Genomic DNA, 13677 nt, shown 5'->3' with positions numbered 1-13677 from the left:
CTCACGCCTCCTTGGTGAGGTCGGGTCCGGCGGGCTTGTCGAGGCTCGGGCCGGCCGGCAGCTCGCGGACCACCACCGGCTCCTCGTCCTCCGCGTCCGGGCGGCGCAGCACCGTGACGGCGCCGGAGACGGTCGTCACCGCGAGGCTGCCCTGGCCGTCGCCGAGCTGGCCGGACAGGCGCTTGGCGCCCCAGCTGCCGCCCAGCTTGAGCTGGTCGAAGGTGCTGGAGACGTCGCCGCTGGTGGAGCCGGCGTCGACCCGGGCGTCGGCGAGCGAGGGGAGCCGGACGGCGACCTGGCCGCTGACCGTGGTGACCTTGATGTCGGCCGGGGTGAGCACGTCGAGGTCCAGGGTGACCGCGCCGGTCACCGAGTTGGCCTGGATCCGCTCGGCCGTGCCGGCGACCACGGTGAGCCGGCCGGACACGGTGTTCACCTTGAGCTGGCCGCCCACCGACTGGGCGTCCACGTCGCCCGAGACGGTGTTGGCGTCGGTGCGGCCGCTGAGCCCGACCAGCGTGGCGTCGCCGTTGGCGCTCTGCACCGACACGTGGCCGGCGAAGCCGGAGACGGTGGCGCCGGCCGAGACGGTGCCGACCTTGACCTCGGTGCCGGCCGGGACGGTCAGGGTGACGCCGGCGACGCGCTTGTTCTTGAGCGAGCCGAAGAAGCTCTTGATCGAGGTGGCGGACTTGAGCCAGTCGCCGACCTCGCCCCAGCTGCTGATGTCCTTGTAGGTGACCGTGAGGACGCCGTCGACCAGCGTCACGTGCAGCGGTTCGCCGCGCAGCTCGGTGACCTCCAGGCGGGCCGGGCCGTCGGCCGCCACCACGTTCACGGTGCCGTCGACGACCCGCACGCTGACCGTGCGCACGGCCTCGTCGATGGTGATGCTGTCGGGTCCCTCGACCGTCCACTGGCTCATCTCTGCCGCCTCCCGTTGCGACTCGCGATGTATCGCGTTCCCTGCTGAAGACGATATATCGCGTGGCGGGAAAAGCAAGCGGTTCGGCCCCTGATCCCGGCCCGGACGCGGCCCTGAGGCCACCCCTACGGGACAATGCGAGAGGCCCGGAGGGCAGTAGCCTCCGGGCCTCTCGCGGGCGGTTCACCGCGTCACTCGTCGTCCTCGTCGTCGAGCCGCGCCAGCCAGGTGGCCAGCCGCTCGACCGGGATCTCGAAGTCGGGGTTGAGGTCGACGAACTCGCGCAGGCGCTCGGCCAGCCACTCGAAGGTGACCTCCTCGTCGCCGCGCCGGTTCTGCAGCTCCTCGATGCCTCGGTCGGTGAAGTACACGGTTCGCTCCGGTCGGATGGGGGTTGACCTGGTCAGGATAGACCGGCCTGGCCGTTGGCCCGCCAGGAGCTGATGGTCACCTTGGCGGCCCCGGTGCTCGCGTCGGCGACCTCCACGACGGCGACGGCGATGTTCTGGGTCACCCGGTCGCGGATGCACAGCAGCCGGCCGGCCGGGACGTGGTTGAAGCTGAGGTCGGTGTCCGGGCGGGAGTCGATCGCGCTCGCGCACTGCTCCGGCGTGACGCTGGCCTCGCTGATCACGGCGAAGTCGGAGGCGTTGTCCCCGTAGGCGGAGAAGGCGTCCGCCCGGCCGCCGCAGCAGTTCGCCTTGCCGAGCCCGAAGCCCCACTTCAGGTTGGTGTCGTGCGGGACGACCTTGCCGGCGTTCAGGTCGATCCGGTAGGCGTCGCTGGTGTACTCGGCGCCGGGGATGGCGAGCGAGACCTTGTCGAGTGCCGGGGTGTAGCCGCTGGGCCGGGCGGGCGCCGAGACGGTGGCGCCGGGCGTGGAGGGCCTGCCCGTCGGCGCCGTCACCGGGGTGTTGCCGGAGGACGGGCTCGCGCCGGTGGCCGGGGCGGTGACGGCGCCCGACGTCGGCAGCGGCGCGGCCGACTGGCTCTGGGACTGGGCGGCGGCCGGCGGGTTGCCGGTCGACTTGCCGTCGTTCAGCTTCTTCATCAGGAAGACGCCGCCCGCGGTGCCGCCGATCGCCATCACCAGGGCGACGACGAGCAGGGCCTTCCAGGACACCCCGCCCTTCTTGGCCTTCGGCTCGGGCTTGGCGGGCTCGGGGACGTCGGTGACCACCGGGCCGGGCGGCGGGGTGTCGTAGGTCGGCGGCTCGCTGCGCAGCTGCACGGTGGGCGGCGAGGTGAGCACCGGGGCGGTCGGCGCCTCGGTGGGCGGCTGCGGGGCGCCGTACGCGCCGACCGGCGGCGGCACGAAGCCGGGCGGGGGGCCCGCGGGCGGCTGGTGGGTGACGGCCGTGGCCGGGTGGGTCGGCCCGGTGGGCGACGGGAGGACGGCCGGCGGCGGGGGAGTGGCGGGCACGGCCGGCATCGGGGTCGGCGGGGTGGCCGGGACGGCCGGCACCGGCGTGGGCGGCGTCTTGGGCAGGTCCGAGCGGCGGGTGATCTCGGTGTTGACCTGGCGCGGCAGCCAGTCCTCGCCGAACCGCAGCTGCCCGCCGACCTCCGGGTGGTTGCGGGCGACCTGGATGATCTCGGCGGGCGTCGGCCGGTCCTCCGGGAGCTTCGCCAGGCAGCGCAGGACCAGCTCGCGCAGGTCGGCCGGGACGGCGTCCAGGTCGGGCTCCTCGTGCACGACCCGGTAGAGGACGGCGGTGTCCGGGCCGTCGCCGAACGGCGCCGCGCCGCCGGCCACGTACGCGGCCAGCGCGCCGAGCGCGAACACGTCGGTGGCCGGGGTGACCGGGCGGCCCTGGGCCTGCTCGGGGGACATGAAGGCGGGGGAGCCGATCCGGTAGCCGGTGCCGGTCAGCGCGGTGGCGTCGGCGGCCCGGGCGATGCCGAAGTCGATCACCCGCGGGCCGTCCCCGGCGACCAGCACGTTGGCGGGCTTGAGGTCGCGGTGCACCACCTCGACGCTGTGGATGGCCTGCAGCGCCTCGGCGATGCCGCCCATCAGCAGCAGGACGGTGCGCACCGGCAGCGCGCCGTTCTCGCGCACGACCTGCTGGAGGGACGGGCCGGGCACGTACGCGGTGACCAGCCAGGGGGCGTCCGAGTCCAGGCCGCCGGAGTCGATCACCTGCGCGGTGTAGAGCCCGTGGATCCGCTGGGCGTTGCTGACCTCCTGGGCGAAGCGGCGGCGGAACTCGCCGTCCTCGGCGAACTCGGGGCGGACCACCTTGAGGGCGACCGGGCGCCCGCCCGGCGTATACGAGAGGTAGACCCGGCCCATGCCGCCGGCGCCCAGCCGGGCGAAGAGCCGGTAGCCGCCGACCTCCCGGGGGTCGTCGGGCTGCAGCGGCTGGAAGACCGGCGGGAGCTTGCTGGCGTCCCTCGGCGTGTCGGCGGTCATCTGGGTCATCCCCCTGGGAGAGCGGTGAGGTCGTCCGACCGGCCCGGGCCGCGGTGACGGGGCTCCCGGGGCAGCGATCTGGCGAGGCATAACCTATCGATCCGTCAGCCGGCCCGGCACGCCGGTATCCGATTGGTTGCAGAGCTGCGACCTTGACATGGCATCGTGGGGAAACGGTTCTGCCGCAAACGAAACGGCCCCCGCCCTCCCGCGAGGGGAGGACGGGGGCCGGTTGCGTCAGCCTGGCTCAGGGCCTCAGATCGAGTAGACCTCTTCGATCAGGGCCTGCTGCTCGGCGGCGTGGCGCTTGGCCGAGCCGACCGCCGGCGACGACGCCGCCGGGCGGGCGACGCGGCGCAGGCGCGAGCCGTTGGCGCTGCGGCCGATGACGACCTGCAGGTGGTCGACCAGGTTCATCGCGATGAACGGCCAGGAACCCTGGTTGGCCGGCTCCTCCTGCGCCCAGATGAACTGGACGTTGTCGCCGTAGCGGGCCAGCTCCTCCTGGAGCTCGGCCACCGGCAGCGGGTAGAGCCGCTCGACCCGGACGATCGCCGTGTCGGTGACGCCGCGCTCGGTGCGCGCCGCCTCCAGGTCGTAGTAGAACTTGCCGGCGGTGATGACCACCTTGCGGACCTGCGCCGGGTCGACGGTGGAGTCGCCGATGACCGGGCGGAACGAGCCGGACAGGAACTCCTCGGTCGCACTCGCCGCGGCCTTCAGGCGCAGCATCGACTTCGGGGTGAAGACGACGAGCGGCTTGTGGTGCGGGTTGTGCGCCTGCCAGCGCAGCAGGTGGAAGTAGTTCGACGGCAGCGTCGGCATGGCGACCGTCATGTTGTTCTGCGCGCACAGCTGCAGGAAGCGCTCCGGGCGGGCGGACGAGTGGTCCGGGCCCTGGCCCTCGTAGCCGTGCGGCAGGAGCAGGGTGACGCCCGAGTGCTGGCCCCACTTCTGCTCGGCGGAGGCGATGTACTCGTCCACCATGGTCTGCGCGCCGTTGACGAAGTCGCCGAACTGCGCCTCCCACATGACCAGCGCGTTCGGGCGGGTCAGCGAGTAGCCGTACTCGAAGCCCATGGCCGCGTACTCCGACAGCAGGCTGTCGTAGACGGTGTAGCGGGCCTGGTCCTCGGTGAGGTACTGCAGCGGGGTGTAGTCCTCGCCGGTCTTGCGGTCGATCAGGACGGCGTGCCGCTGGCCGAAGGTGCCGCGGCGGCTGTCCTGGCCGGCCAGGCGGACCGGGTGGCCCTCCATGAGCAGCGAGCCGATGGCGAGGGTCTCGCCCATCGCCCAGTCGATGGTGTTGTCCTCGACCGAGGCGGCGCGGCGCTGCAGCTGCGGGAACAGGCGCGGGTGGACGGTCAGCCACTCCGGCAGGTTGACCTGCGAGGCGGCGATCCGCTTGACCATCTCCTGGGAGATGCCGGTCTGGATGCTGACCGGGAAGTCGGCGACCGGCTTGCCGGTGGCGCCGACGGCCGGCGTCTGGGCCGCGTCGCGGACCTCGGCGAAGACCTTCTCCAGCTGGCCCTGGAAGTCCTGGAGCGCCTGCTCCGCCTCTTCCATGGTGATGTCGCCGCGACCGATCAGGCCCTCGGTGTACAGCTTGCGCACCGAGCGCTTCTTGTCGATGAGGTCGTACATCAGCGGCTGGGTGAACGACGGGTTGTCGGCCTCGTTGTGACCGCGGCGGCGGTAGCAGATGAGGTCGATCACCACGTCCTTGTGGAACTCCTGGCGGAACTCGAAGGCGAGCCGCGCGACGCGGACCACGGCCTCCGGGTCGTCGCCGTTCACGTGGAAGATCGGGGCCTCGATCATGCGGGCCACGTCGGTGCAGTACATCGAGGAGCGCGAGGACGCCGGGGCGGCGGTGAAGCCGACCTGGTTGTTCACCACGAGGTGGATCGTGCCGCCGGTGCGGTAGCCGCGCAGCTGCGACATGTTCAGCGTCTCCGCGACGACGCCCTGGCCGGCGAAGGCCGCGTCGCCGTGGATCTGGATCGGCAGCACCGGGAAGGTGGTGCCGCCCTGGTCCAGGACGTCCTGCTTGGCGCGGACGATGCCCTCGACGACCGGGTCGACCGTCTCCAGGTGGGAGGGGTTCGCGGCGAGCGAGACCTTGATGGTCTCGCCGTCCAGGCCGGTGAAGGTGCCCTCGGCGCCCAGGTGGTACTTGACGTCGCCGGAGCCGTGCATCGACTTCGGGTCCAGGTTGCCCTCGAACTCGCCGAAGATCCGGGCGTACGGCTTGCCGACGATGTTGGCCAGCACGTTCAGGCGGCCGCGGTGGGCCATGCCGATGACGGCCTCGTCGAGGCGGTGCTCGGCGGCGGCGTCGATCGTGGCGTCCAGCAGCGGGATGAGCGACTCGCCGCCCTCCAGCGAGAAGCGCTTCTGCCCGACGTACTTGGTCTGCAGGAAGGTCTCGAAGGCCTCGGCGGAGTTCAGGCGGCGCAGGATGCGCAGCTGCTCGTCGCGCTCGGGCTTGGAGTACGGCTTCTCCAGGCGTTCCTGGATCCACTTGCGCTGCTTCGGGTCCTGGATGTGCATGTACTCGATGCCGACGGTGCGGCAGTACGAGTTGCGCAGCAGGCCGAGGATGTCGCGGAGCTTCATCATCTTCTGGCCGCCGAAGCCGCCGACCGCGAACTCGCGCTCCAGGTCCCACAGGGTGAGGCCGTGCTGGACGACGTCCAGGTCGGGGTGCTTGCGCTGCTTGTACTCCAGCGGGTCGGTGTCGGCCATCAGGTGGCCGCGCACGCGGTACGCGTGGATGAGCTCCATGACGCGGGCGGTCTTGTTGACCTCGTCGTCGTGGGTGGTGGCGACGTCGGTGGCCCAGCGGACCGGCTCGTACGGGATCCGCAGCGACTCGAAGATCTCGTCGTAGAAGCCGTTCTCGCCGAGCAGCAGGCGGTGGATCTCGCGCAGGAACTCGCCGGACGCCGCGCCCTGGATGACGCGGTGGTCGTAGGTCGAGGTCAGCGTCATGATCTTGGAGACGCCCAGGCGGGACAGGGTCTCCGGGGCGGAGCCCTGGAACTCGGCCGGGTACTCCATGGCGCCGACGCCGACGATGGTGCCCTGGTTCTGCATCAGGCGCGGCACGGAGTGCACGGTGCCGATGCCGCCGGGGTTGGTCAGCGAGACCGTGACGCCGGTGAAGTCGTCCATGGTCAGCTTGTTGGCGCGGGCCCGGCGGACGATGTCCTCGTAGGCCTGCCAGAAGCCGAAGAAGTCGAGCGTCTCGGCCTTCTTGATGGCCGCGACGACGAGCTGGCGGTCGCCGTTGGGCTTGACCAGGTCGATGGCCAGGCCCAGGTTGATGTGCTCGGGCTTGACCAGGAAGGCCTTGCCGCCCTCCACCTTGTAGCTGTGGTTCATCCCCGGGTGGGCCTTGATGGCCTGGACCAGGGCGTAGCCGATCAGGTGGGTGAAGGAGACCTTGCCGCCGCGGGCGCGCTGCAGGTGGTTGTTGATGACGATGCGGTTGTCGATCAACAGCTTCGCCGGGACGGCGCGGACCGAGGTCGCGGTCGGCACCTCCAGCGAGGCGTCCATGTTGGTGGCGACGGCCTTCGCCGGGCCGCGCAGCTGGACCAGCTCCGGGCCGGTGGCCTCGGGAGCGGCGGGGGCGGCCGGGGCCGCGGCCTTGGGGGCCGGCGGTGCGGCGGGCGCGGCGGCGAGCGGCGCGGGAGCCGCCACCGGGGCCGGGGCGGCCGGCGCGGCGGGGGCGGGCGCGGCGGCCGGAGCAGCAGCGGGCGCGGGGGCAGCGGCAGGGGTCGGCGTGGGGCCGGCCTGGGTCGCGGCCTGGGTCACTGGGGTCACCTCGGAACCGGGCTTGTAGTCGGCGAAAAAGTCCCACCAGGCTCGGTCGACCGAGTTCGGGTCCTGGAGGTACTGCTGGTAGATCTCATCGACGAGCCACTCATTGGGACCGAAGCCAGTGGAGCTAGCCGAGCTGTTGGGGGTTTCTTGGGACTGTGGCGACACGGCGGCAACCGCCCTCTTCCGCTTCCTTTTGGGATGTTTGGACAGCGGGGATTAAGGCTACGCCCCTGACCAGTGATCGCGCAGTCCCCGGGGGGCAGGCGTCGTCCAGATCACAGTCCTGACCTGCAGATTGGCCGAAAATGTGCGTTAGAAACGCGCATCTGAGGGGAACCGACCAGGCCCGATCGCCCCGCAAATCGGGATGAAAACGGACAAAGGCCAGGTCGAATCTTCGAACGATCTTCGTGTACGTCTGTGTCGGATCTGTGACACAAACCCCACTGCGCACCCTCGGGAGCCCTTCGGGACCTCCCTTGGGGGATCGCACGAGACGATCATGCGGGCCGGTCGCCGCGGGTCAGCGCGGGCCGGGCAGCCGGACCTCGATCCGGCAGCCGCGCGGGGACTCCGCGACCGCGATCCGCCCGCCGTGCAGGTCCACCGCCCAGCGGGCGATGGCCAGGCCGAGGCCGGTGCCGCCGTCGGAGCCCGGCCCCTGGGCGGTGGCCGTGCCGCTGCGGCTGAACCGCTCGAACACCCGGTTGCGGTCGGCCGGCGGGATGCCGGGCCCTTCGTCCTCGACCTCCAGCAGCAGGCCGCCGGGCTCGCCGTCGGGCCGTGCGCGCACCGTCACGGTGCCGCCGGGCGGGGAGTGCTTGCAGGCGTTGTCGACGAGGTTGGCGACCACCTGGTGGAGGCGTTCCGGGTCCGCGACGCCGGTCAGGCCGGCCGGGCTGACCTCCAGCGCGAGCCGGACGTCCCCGCGCCGGGAGAAGGCCCCGCCCGCCGTCGCGCCGTCCACGGTGACGCCGCGCAGCACGCCGTCGAGGAACTCGCGCACCTCGAAGGGGCGGGCGTCGAGGTCGACCACGCCGTCGTCGATCTTGGAGAGGTCGAGCAGGTGGGTGACCAGGCGGCCGAGCCGCTCGGTCTGCTCCAGGGCGGCTTCGAGGGTCGCCGGGTTGGGCTGCACCACGCCGTCCACCACGTTCTCCAGCACGGCGCGCAGCGCGGCGATGGGCGTGCGCAGCTCGTGCGAGACGTTGGCGACCAGTTCGCGCCGGTGGCGGTCGGCGGCCTCCAGGTCGGCGGCCATCTGGTTGAAGGTGGCGGCCAGCTCGCCGATCTCGTCGCGCGAGCTCACCTCGACCCGGCGGCTGTAGTCGCCGGAGGCCATCGCGCGGGCGGCCGCGGTCATCTCGCGCAGCGGGGCGGTGAGCCCGTGCGCGAGGAACTGCATGAAGAGCAGCGACGCGATCATCGAGAAGATCATGATGATGCGGATCTGCGTCTCGGACTTCATCGCCACGACGACCATGCCGCTGGCGAGGAAGACGGAGACGATCACGAGCAGCGCGAGCTTGCCCTTGATCGACCGGACGGGGTCGAGCGGCCGGATGTCGGCCCAGACCCGGCGGGCGGCGCGGGCGGCGAGGGTCTGCGACCGGGTGCCGGCGGCGTCGCCGTTGCGTTGCTGTGGAAAGGTCATTGGTCCCTGTGGTCCCCCGCATGGGTACGGCGGTTCGGGACACGGGCCCCCCGGAGGCCCGATGCCCGAGGCGCCGCTAGGAGAGCGGGGCCTCCAGCGCGTAGCCGACACCGTGGACGGTGCGGATCCAGCTGGCGCCGATCTTCCGGCGCAGCGCCTTGACGTGGCTGTCGACGGTGCGGGTGCCGGACGCGTCGGTCCAGTCCCACACCTCGGCCAGCAGCTGCTCGCGGGTGAGCACGGCGCGCGGCTGGGCGGCCAGGCACGCGAGCAGGTCGAACTCGGTCGGCGTCAGGTGGACGTCGCCCGAGGCGAGCCGCACCCGGCGCTGCACGTGGTCGATCTCCAGCTCGCCGAAGCGCAGCGAGCCGAGCGCGGGCGTGCGGGCGGCCTGCTGGGCGCGCTCGACGCGGCGCAGCAGCACGTTGACCCGGGCGGCCAGTTCGCGCATGGAGAAGGGCTTGGTCATGTAGTCGTCGGCACCGACGCCGAGGCCGACCAGCAGGTCCGTCTCGTCGTCGCGCGCGGTCAGCATCAGCACCGGCACCGGTCGCTGGGCCTGGATCCGGCGGCACACTTCGAGGCCGTCGAATCCGGGCAGCATGATGTCGAGGACGACCAGGTCCGGCTGCCAGGTGTGGAAGCCGTCGACCGCGCCGGGGCCGTCGTGGGCCACGGCGACCTTGAAGCCCTCCGCGCCCAGCCGGGCCGCGATCGACTCCGCGATCGTGGGCTCGTCCTCCACCACCAGCACTCTGCGCTGGCTGCTCACCGTGCCGCCGCTGTTGCTGTTGTCCTGCTGAATTTCTGTCACGGTCACGCCACCGCCCCCAGGGCTGCGGGCCGGCCACCTGTGGGGATGGCGGGGCTCCGCTTCGTAGTCTTGTTCCGTCGTGGACTGTGTGCCGGGTCCGCCGTCCCGTCGCGTGCGCGGATCGGAGGGCGGAGGTCGGCCACCCGCTTCTCCCGCGCACTTCGCAGCGTACGGACAGCGGCTGCCTCCCGGCAGGTGGACCGGACGTTTCCGGCCCGTTGGGCCGGTTCCGGCCCGCTCTCGGACCCACTCACGAGTGGGCACGGGCCGATACCTTACCCGGCGTTTTTTCACTGCGTAACGGTACGTATGCAGTCGAGTTGACGCCAAGTCGCCGGTCAGGGCCGTTACTGACGGGTCAAACGGAAGTAGGTCTGGACCAATGCCGGAATCCGGCCGGTCGGCCGGTTCCCCGGTCTTCACGGGCTTTTCTCAGCTGGTTCTCAGAACCTCGACGTAACGTGATCACGACAACGCCCCGCGGGAGGGATTGCGGGCGCGCGCCGGTACGTTGGTTCCCCCGGGCGGGAGCCGGGGACCGGTTGCTGCGGGCGTGGAGCGGAGGCGGCATGGCTGGACTGCGGCGCGGTGGCGGACCGGCGGGACCGCGCCCGGGGCCGTGCCCGCCGTGGGCCGGACCGCCGTACGGGATGCTCCGGCTCGGGCTGCGCACCGGGGTGGCCGAGTGGCTGCTGGCCCGGGTGCCGACGCCCCGGCGCAACCCTTTCGCCCTCGGATATCTCGCCGTGGTGGGCGCCACCACGACCTTTGCCGAACTCGCGGATCCGGATCTCGTCCTGCGGCTGCAGGAGGCCTCCAGTTCGGACGGCCACAATCTTTTGCACCACCCTTTGCGGGCGCTGCTGCTCAGTGGTTTCTGGGTGGCCGGCTCGGTGTGGATGCCGTACCTCTGGGGATTCGCCTTCACCGTCGCGCCGCTGGAGCGCCGGGTCGGTTCCCGGCGGGCGGCGGCGGTCTTCGCGATCGGGCACGTGACGGCCACGCTGCTGTCCCAGGCGGTGGTGATCACCGCCGTGGAGACCGGGCGCCTGGAGTCCGCGGCGATGGACTACCTGGACATCGGGGTCAGCTACGGCGTGCTGGTCAGTCTCGGCGCGCTCGCCGGGCTGCTCTCCCGGCGCGGGCGGCTGCTGGCGCTGGGCGGCGCGGCGGCGCTGATCGCCGAGCAGATCGTCACCGAGAACGACCTGGTCACCGCGGTGGGCCACCCGGTGGCGGTGCTGACCGGCGTGGCGCTGTGGCGCTGGCTGCGCCACGGCCCCCGGCGCGGGCCGCGCCCGCTGCGCGCGGAGGTTCCGGAGGCCGGTCCCGGGCCGGCCGCGGCCGCCGGCGGCGCCCCGGTCTTGGACGTCCGTTAACTCGTTCGGGGGTTTTTGACGACCTTCCCGCCGCCTCCGCCCGCACCCCTTTTCCGTTCGCTCACGGCGAACAAAGCTCGGGGAACATCCGGTGCCCCCGAAGCCTTAGTCAGGTCGACTCAAGTTCACTGACTGGGGAGAGATCATGGCATCGACGTCCGCACCGCTCACCCTGCCCGTGCTGCCGCTCGACGACGAGGTCGTCCTGCCGGGCATGGTCGTCCCGCTGGACCTGAAGGACACCGAGGTGCGCGCCGCGGTGGAGGCCGCCCGCGCGGCGGCCGGCGGCGCCGACAAGCCGCAGGTCCTGCTGGTCCCCCGGGTGGACGGCTCGTACGCGGCGGTCGGCACGCTGGCCGCCGTCGAGCAGGTCGGCCGGCTGGCCGACGGCCCCCACGCGATCGGGCAGCCGGCGGCGCTGGTGCGCGCCGTGCGGCGGGTCCGGATCGGGGCCGGCACCACCGGCCCCGGCGCCGCCCTCTGGGTCGAGACCACGCCGTTCCGGGAGTCCTCGGTCGGCATGCCGGTGGCCGGCCGGGCCGCCGAGCTGGTCAAGGAGTACAAGGCGCTGTCCACCCAGTGGCTGCGCAGGCGCGGCGCCTGGCAGATCGTCGACCGGGTGGACCGGATCGAGGGCGTCGGCGAGCTCGCCGACAACATCGGCTACGCGCCCTTCGCCACCGCCGAGCAGAAGCTCAAGGTGCTGCTGGAGGCCGACCAGGTCGCCCGCCTGGAGTACGCGCTGGCGCTGCTGCGCGACCACCTCGCCGAGGAGGAGGTCAACGACACGATCCGCAAGGACGTCGAGGAGGGCGTGGCCAAGCAGCAGAAGGAGTTCCTGCTCCGCCGCCAGCTGGAGGCCGTCCGCAAGGAGCTGGCCGAGCTCAACGGCGACCCGGCCGACGAGGAGGGCGACTACCGTGCCCGCGTCGAGGCGGCCGACCTGCCCGCCGGTGTCCGCGAGGCCGCGCTGAAGGAGGTCGACAAGCTGGAGCGCGCGTCCGACCAGTCGCCCGAGGGCTCGTGGATCCGCACCTGGCTGGACACCGTCCTGGAGCTGCCGTGGAACGAGCGCACCGAGGACGCGTACGACATCACCGGCGCCCGCGCGGTGCTGGACGCCGACCACGCCGGCCTCGGCGACGTGAAGGACCGCATCGTCGAGTACCTCGCGGTGCGCAAGCGCCGTTCCGAGCAGGGGCTCGGGCTGGTCGGCGGCCGCCGAGGGGGTGCGGTGCTGGCCCTGGTCGGGCCGCCCGGCGTCGGCAAGACCTCGCTCGGGGAGTCGGTGGCCCGCGCGATGGGCCGCACGTTCGTCCGGGTCGCGCTCGGCGGCGTCCGGGACGAGGCCGAGATCCGCGGCCACCGGCGCACCTACGTCGGCGCGCTGCCCGGCCGCCTGGTGCGGGCGATCAAGGAGGCCGGCTCGATGAACCCGGTCGTCCTGCTCGACGAGATCGACAAGGTCGGCTCCGACTACCGGGGGGACCCGGCCGCCGCCCTGCTGGAGGTGCTGGACCCGGCGCAGAACCACACCTTCAGGGACCACTACCTGGAGGTCGAGCTCGACCTCTCCGACGTCGTCTTCCTCGCCACCGCCAACGTGCTGGAGGCCATCCCCGAGCCGCTGCTCGACCGGATGGAGCTCGTCCGGCTCGACGGCTACACCGAGGACGAGAAGGTCGTCATCGCCCGCGACCACCTGCTCCCGCGCCAGCTGGAGCGGGCCGGGCTCGGCGGCGGACAGGTCGGCGTCGAGGAGGCGGCGCTGCGCAGGCTCGCCGGGGAGTACACCCGGGAGGCCGGCGTGCGGAACCTGGAGCGCTCGATCGCCCGGGTGCTGCGCAAGATCGCCGCGCAGGCCGAGCTCGGCGAGCGCGAGCTGCCCGCCGTGATCGGCGCGGACGACCTGCGCGCCCTGATCGGCCGACCGCACCACGTGCCGGAGGCCGCCCAGGAGCCGGCCGAGCGGCGCACCGCCGTCCCCGGCGTGGCGACCGGCCTCGCGGTCACCGGCGCCGGCGGCGACGTCCTCTACATCGAGGCCTCGCTCGCCGACGCCGAGACGGGCGGCACCGGGCTGACCCTGACCGGGCAGCTGGGCGACGTCATGAAGGAGTCCGCGCACATCGCGCTCTCCTTCCTGCGCTCGCGCGGCGCCGAGCTGGAGCTGCCGGTCACCTCGCTGCGCGACCGCGGCGTGCACCTGCACGTCCCGGCCGGGGCTGTCCCCAAGGACGGACCGAGCGCCGGCATCACCATGACCACCGCGCTCGCCTCGCTGCTCTCCGGCCGCAAGGTGCGCACGGACGTGGCGATGACGGGCGAGGTGTCGCTGACCGGACGGGTGCTGCCGATCGGCGGGGTGAAGCAGAAGCTGCTCGCCGCCGACCGGGCCGGGATCACCATGGTGATCATCCCCAAGCGCAACGAGGCCGATCTGGACGACGTCCCGGCCGAGGTGCTGGAGCGGCTCACCGTGCACCCGGTGGCGGACGTCCGCGAGGTGCTCAAGCTGGCCCTGGAGCCGGCCGAGGTGCTCGTCGCCGCCGCCTGACGCGGGATCAGGGCCCGGGGCGGGGCGGCACGGCCGCACCCCCCCCGGGCCTGGCCGCCGGGGGTGTCCAGTGTCATATAAACAACAGACGCTGCCGA

The 13677-nt window shown here is 72.4% G+C and carries 8 protein-coding genes; 2 read left to right on the top strand and 6 right to left on the bottom strand.

Going from position 1 to position 13677, the window contains the following annotated elements:
• Nucleotide 1: 1 nt before the first annotated feature.
• The 6 genes from ACFXDE_RS21890 to ACFXDE_RS21865 all read right to left on the bottom strand — a co-directional run bounded on the left by ACFXDE_RS21890 (nucleotide 2) and on the right by ACFXDE_RS21865 (nucleotide 9643).
• A complete protein-coding gene (locus tag ACFXDE_RS21890) occupies nucleotides 2–925 on the bottom strand; it encodes a DUF4097 domain-containing protein (protein ID WP_380496533.1) in 924 nt (307 codons plus the stop codon).
• A 191-nt stretch (nucleotides 926–1116) separates the two neighbouring features.
• Nucleotides 1117–1296, bottom strand: coding sequence for a DUF6104 family protein (locus ACFXDE_RS21885; RefSeq protein ID WP_063347844.1), 180 nt, complete (start codon nucleotides 1294–1296; stop codon nucleotides 1117–1119).
• A gap of 32 nt (nucleotides 1297–1328) precedes the next feature.
• The gene (locus ACFXDE_RS21880) at nucleotides 1329–3341 is read right to left on the bottom strand and encodes a serine/threonine-protein kinase (protein ID WP_380496532.1); all 2013 of its coding nucleotides are present in this window, start codon (nucleotides 3339–3341) and stop codon (nucleotides 1329–1331) included.
• A 255-nt stretch (nucleotides 3342–3596) separates the two neighbouring features.
• On the bottom strand, nucleotides 3597–7340 hold the full coding sequence (locus tag ACFXDE_RS21875; protein ID WP_380496531.1) for a multifunctional oxoglutarate decarboxylase/oxoglutarate dehydrogenase thiamine pyrophosphate-binding subunit/dihydrolipoyllysine-residue succinyltransferase subunit: 3744 nt from the start codon (nucleotides 7338–7340) through the stop codon (nucleotides 3597–3599).
• Between the two features lie 358 nt (nucleotides 7341–7698).
• Nucleotides 7699–8829, bottom strand: coding sequence for a sensor histidine kinase (locus ACFXDE_RS21870; RefSeq protein ID WP_380496530.1), 1131 nt, complete (start codon nucleotides 8827–8829; stop codon nucleotides 7699–7701).
• 76 nt (nucleotides 8830–8905) lie between these two features.
• Nucleotides 8906–9643 carry a response regulator transcription factor gene (locus ACFXDE_RS21865; RefSeq protein WP_326846781.1) on the bottom strand — a complete coding sequence of 246 codons (738 nt, stop codon included), beginning with the start codon at nucleotides 9641–9643 and terminating at the stop codon, nucleotides 8906–8908.
• A 569-nt stretch (nucleotides 9644–10212) separates the two neighbouring features.
• Between ACFXDE_RS21865 and ACFXDE_RS21860 the strand changes: the two genes are divergently transcribed.
• On the top strand, nucleotides 10213–11022 hold the full coding sequence (locus tag ACFXDE_RS21860; protein WP_380496529.1) for a rhomboid-like protein: 810 nt from the start codon (nucleotides 10213–10215) through the stop codon (nucleotides 11020–11022).
• Nucleotides 11023–11167: 145 nt separating this feature from the next.
• The gene (gene lon, locus ACFXDE_RS21855) at nucleotides 11168–13579 is read left to right on the top strand and encodes an endopeptidase La (protein ID WP_380496528.1); all 2412 of its coding nucleotides are present in this window, start codon (nucleotides 11168–11170) and stop codon (nucleotides 13577–13579) included.
• Nucleotides 13580–13677 lie beyond the last annotated feature (98 nt).

It is taken from the genome of Kitasatospora sp. NPDC059408 (assembly GCF_042751525.1).
Taxonomy (GTDB): Bacteria; Actinomycetota; Actinomycetes; order Streptomycetales; family Streptomycetaceae; genus Kitasatospora.
The sequence above is the reverse complement of the archived record's forward strand: the minus strand, read 5'-3'. Positions and strand labels throughout refer to the sequence as shown.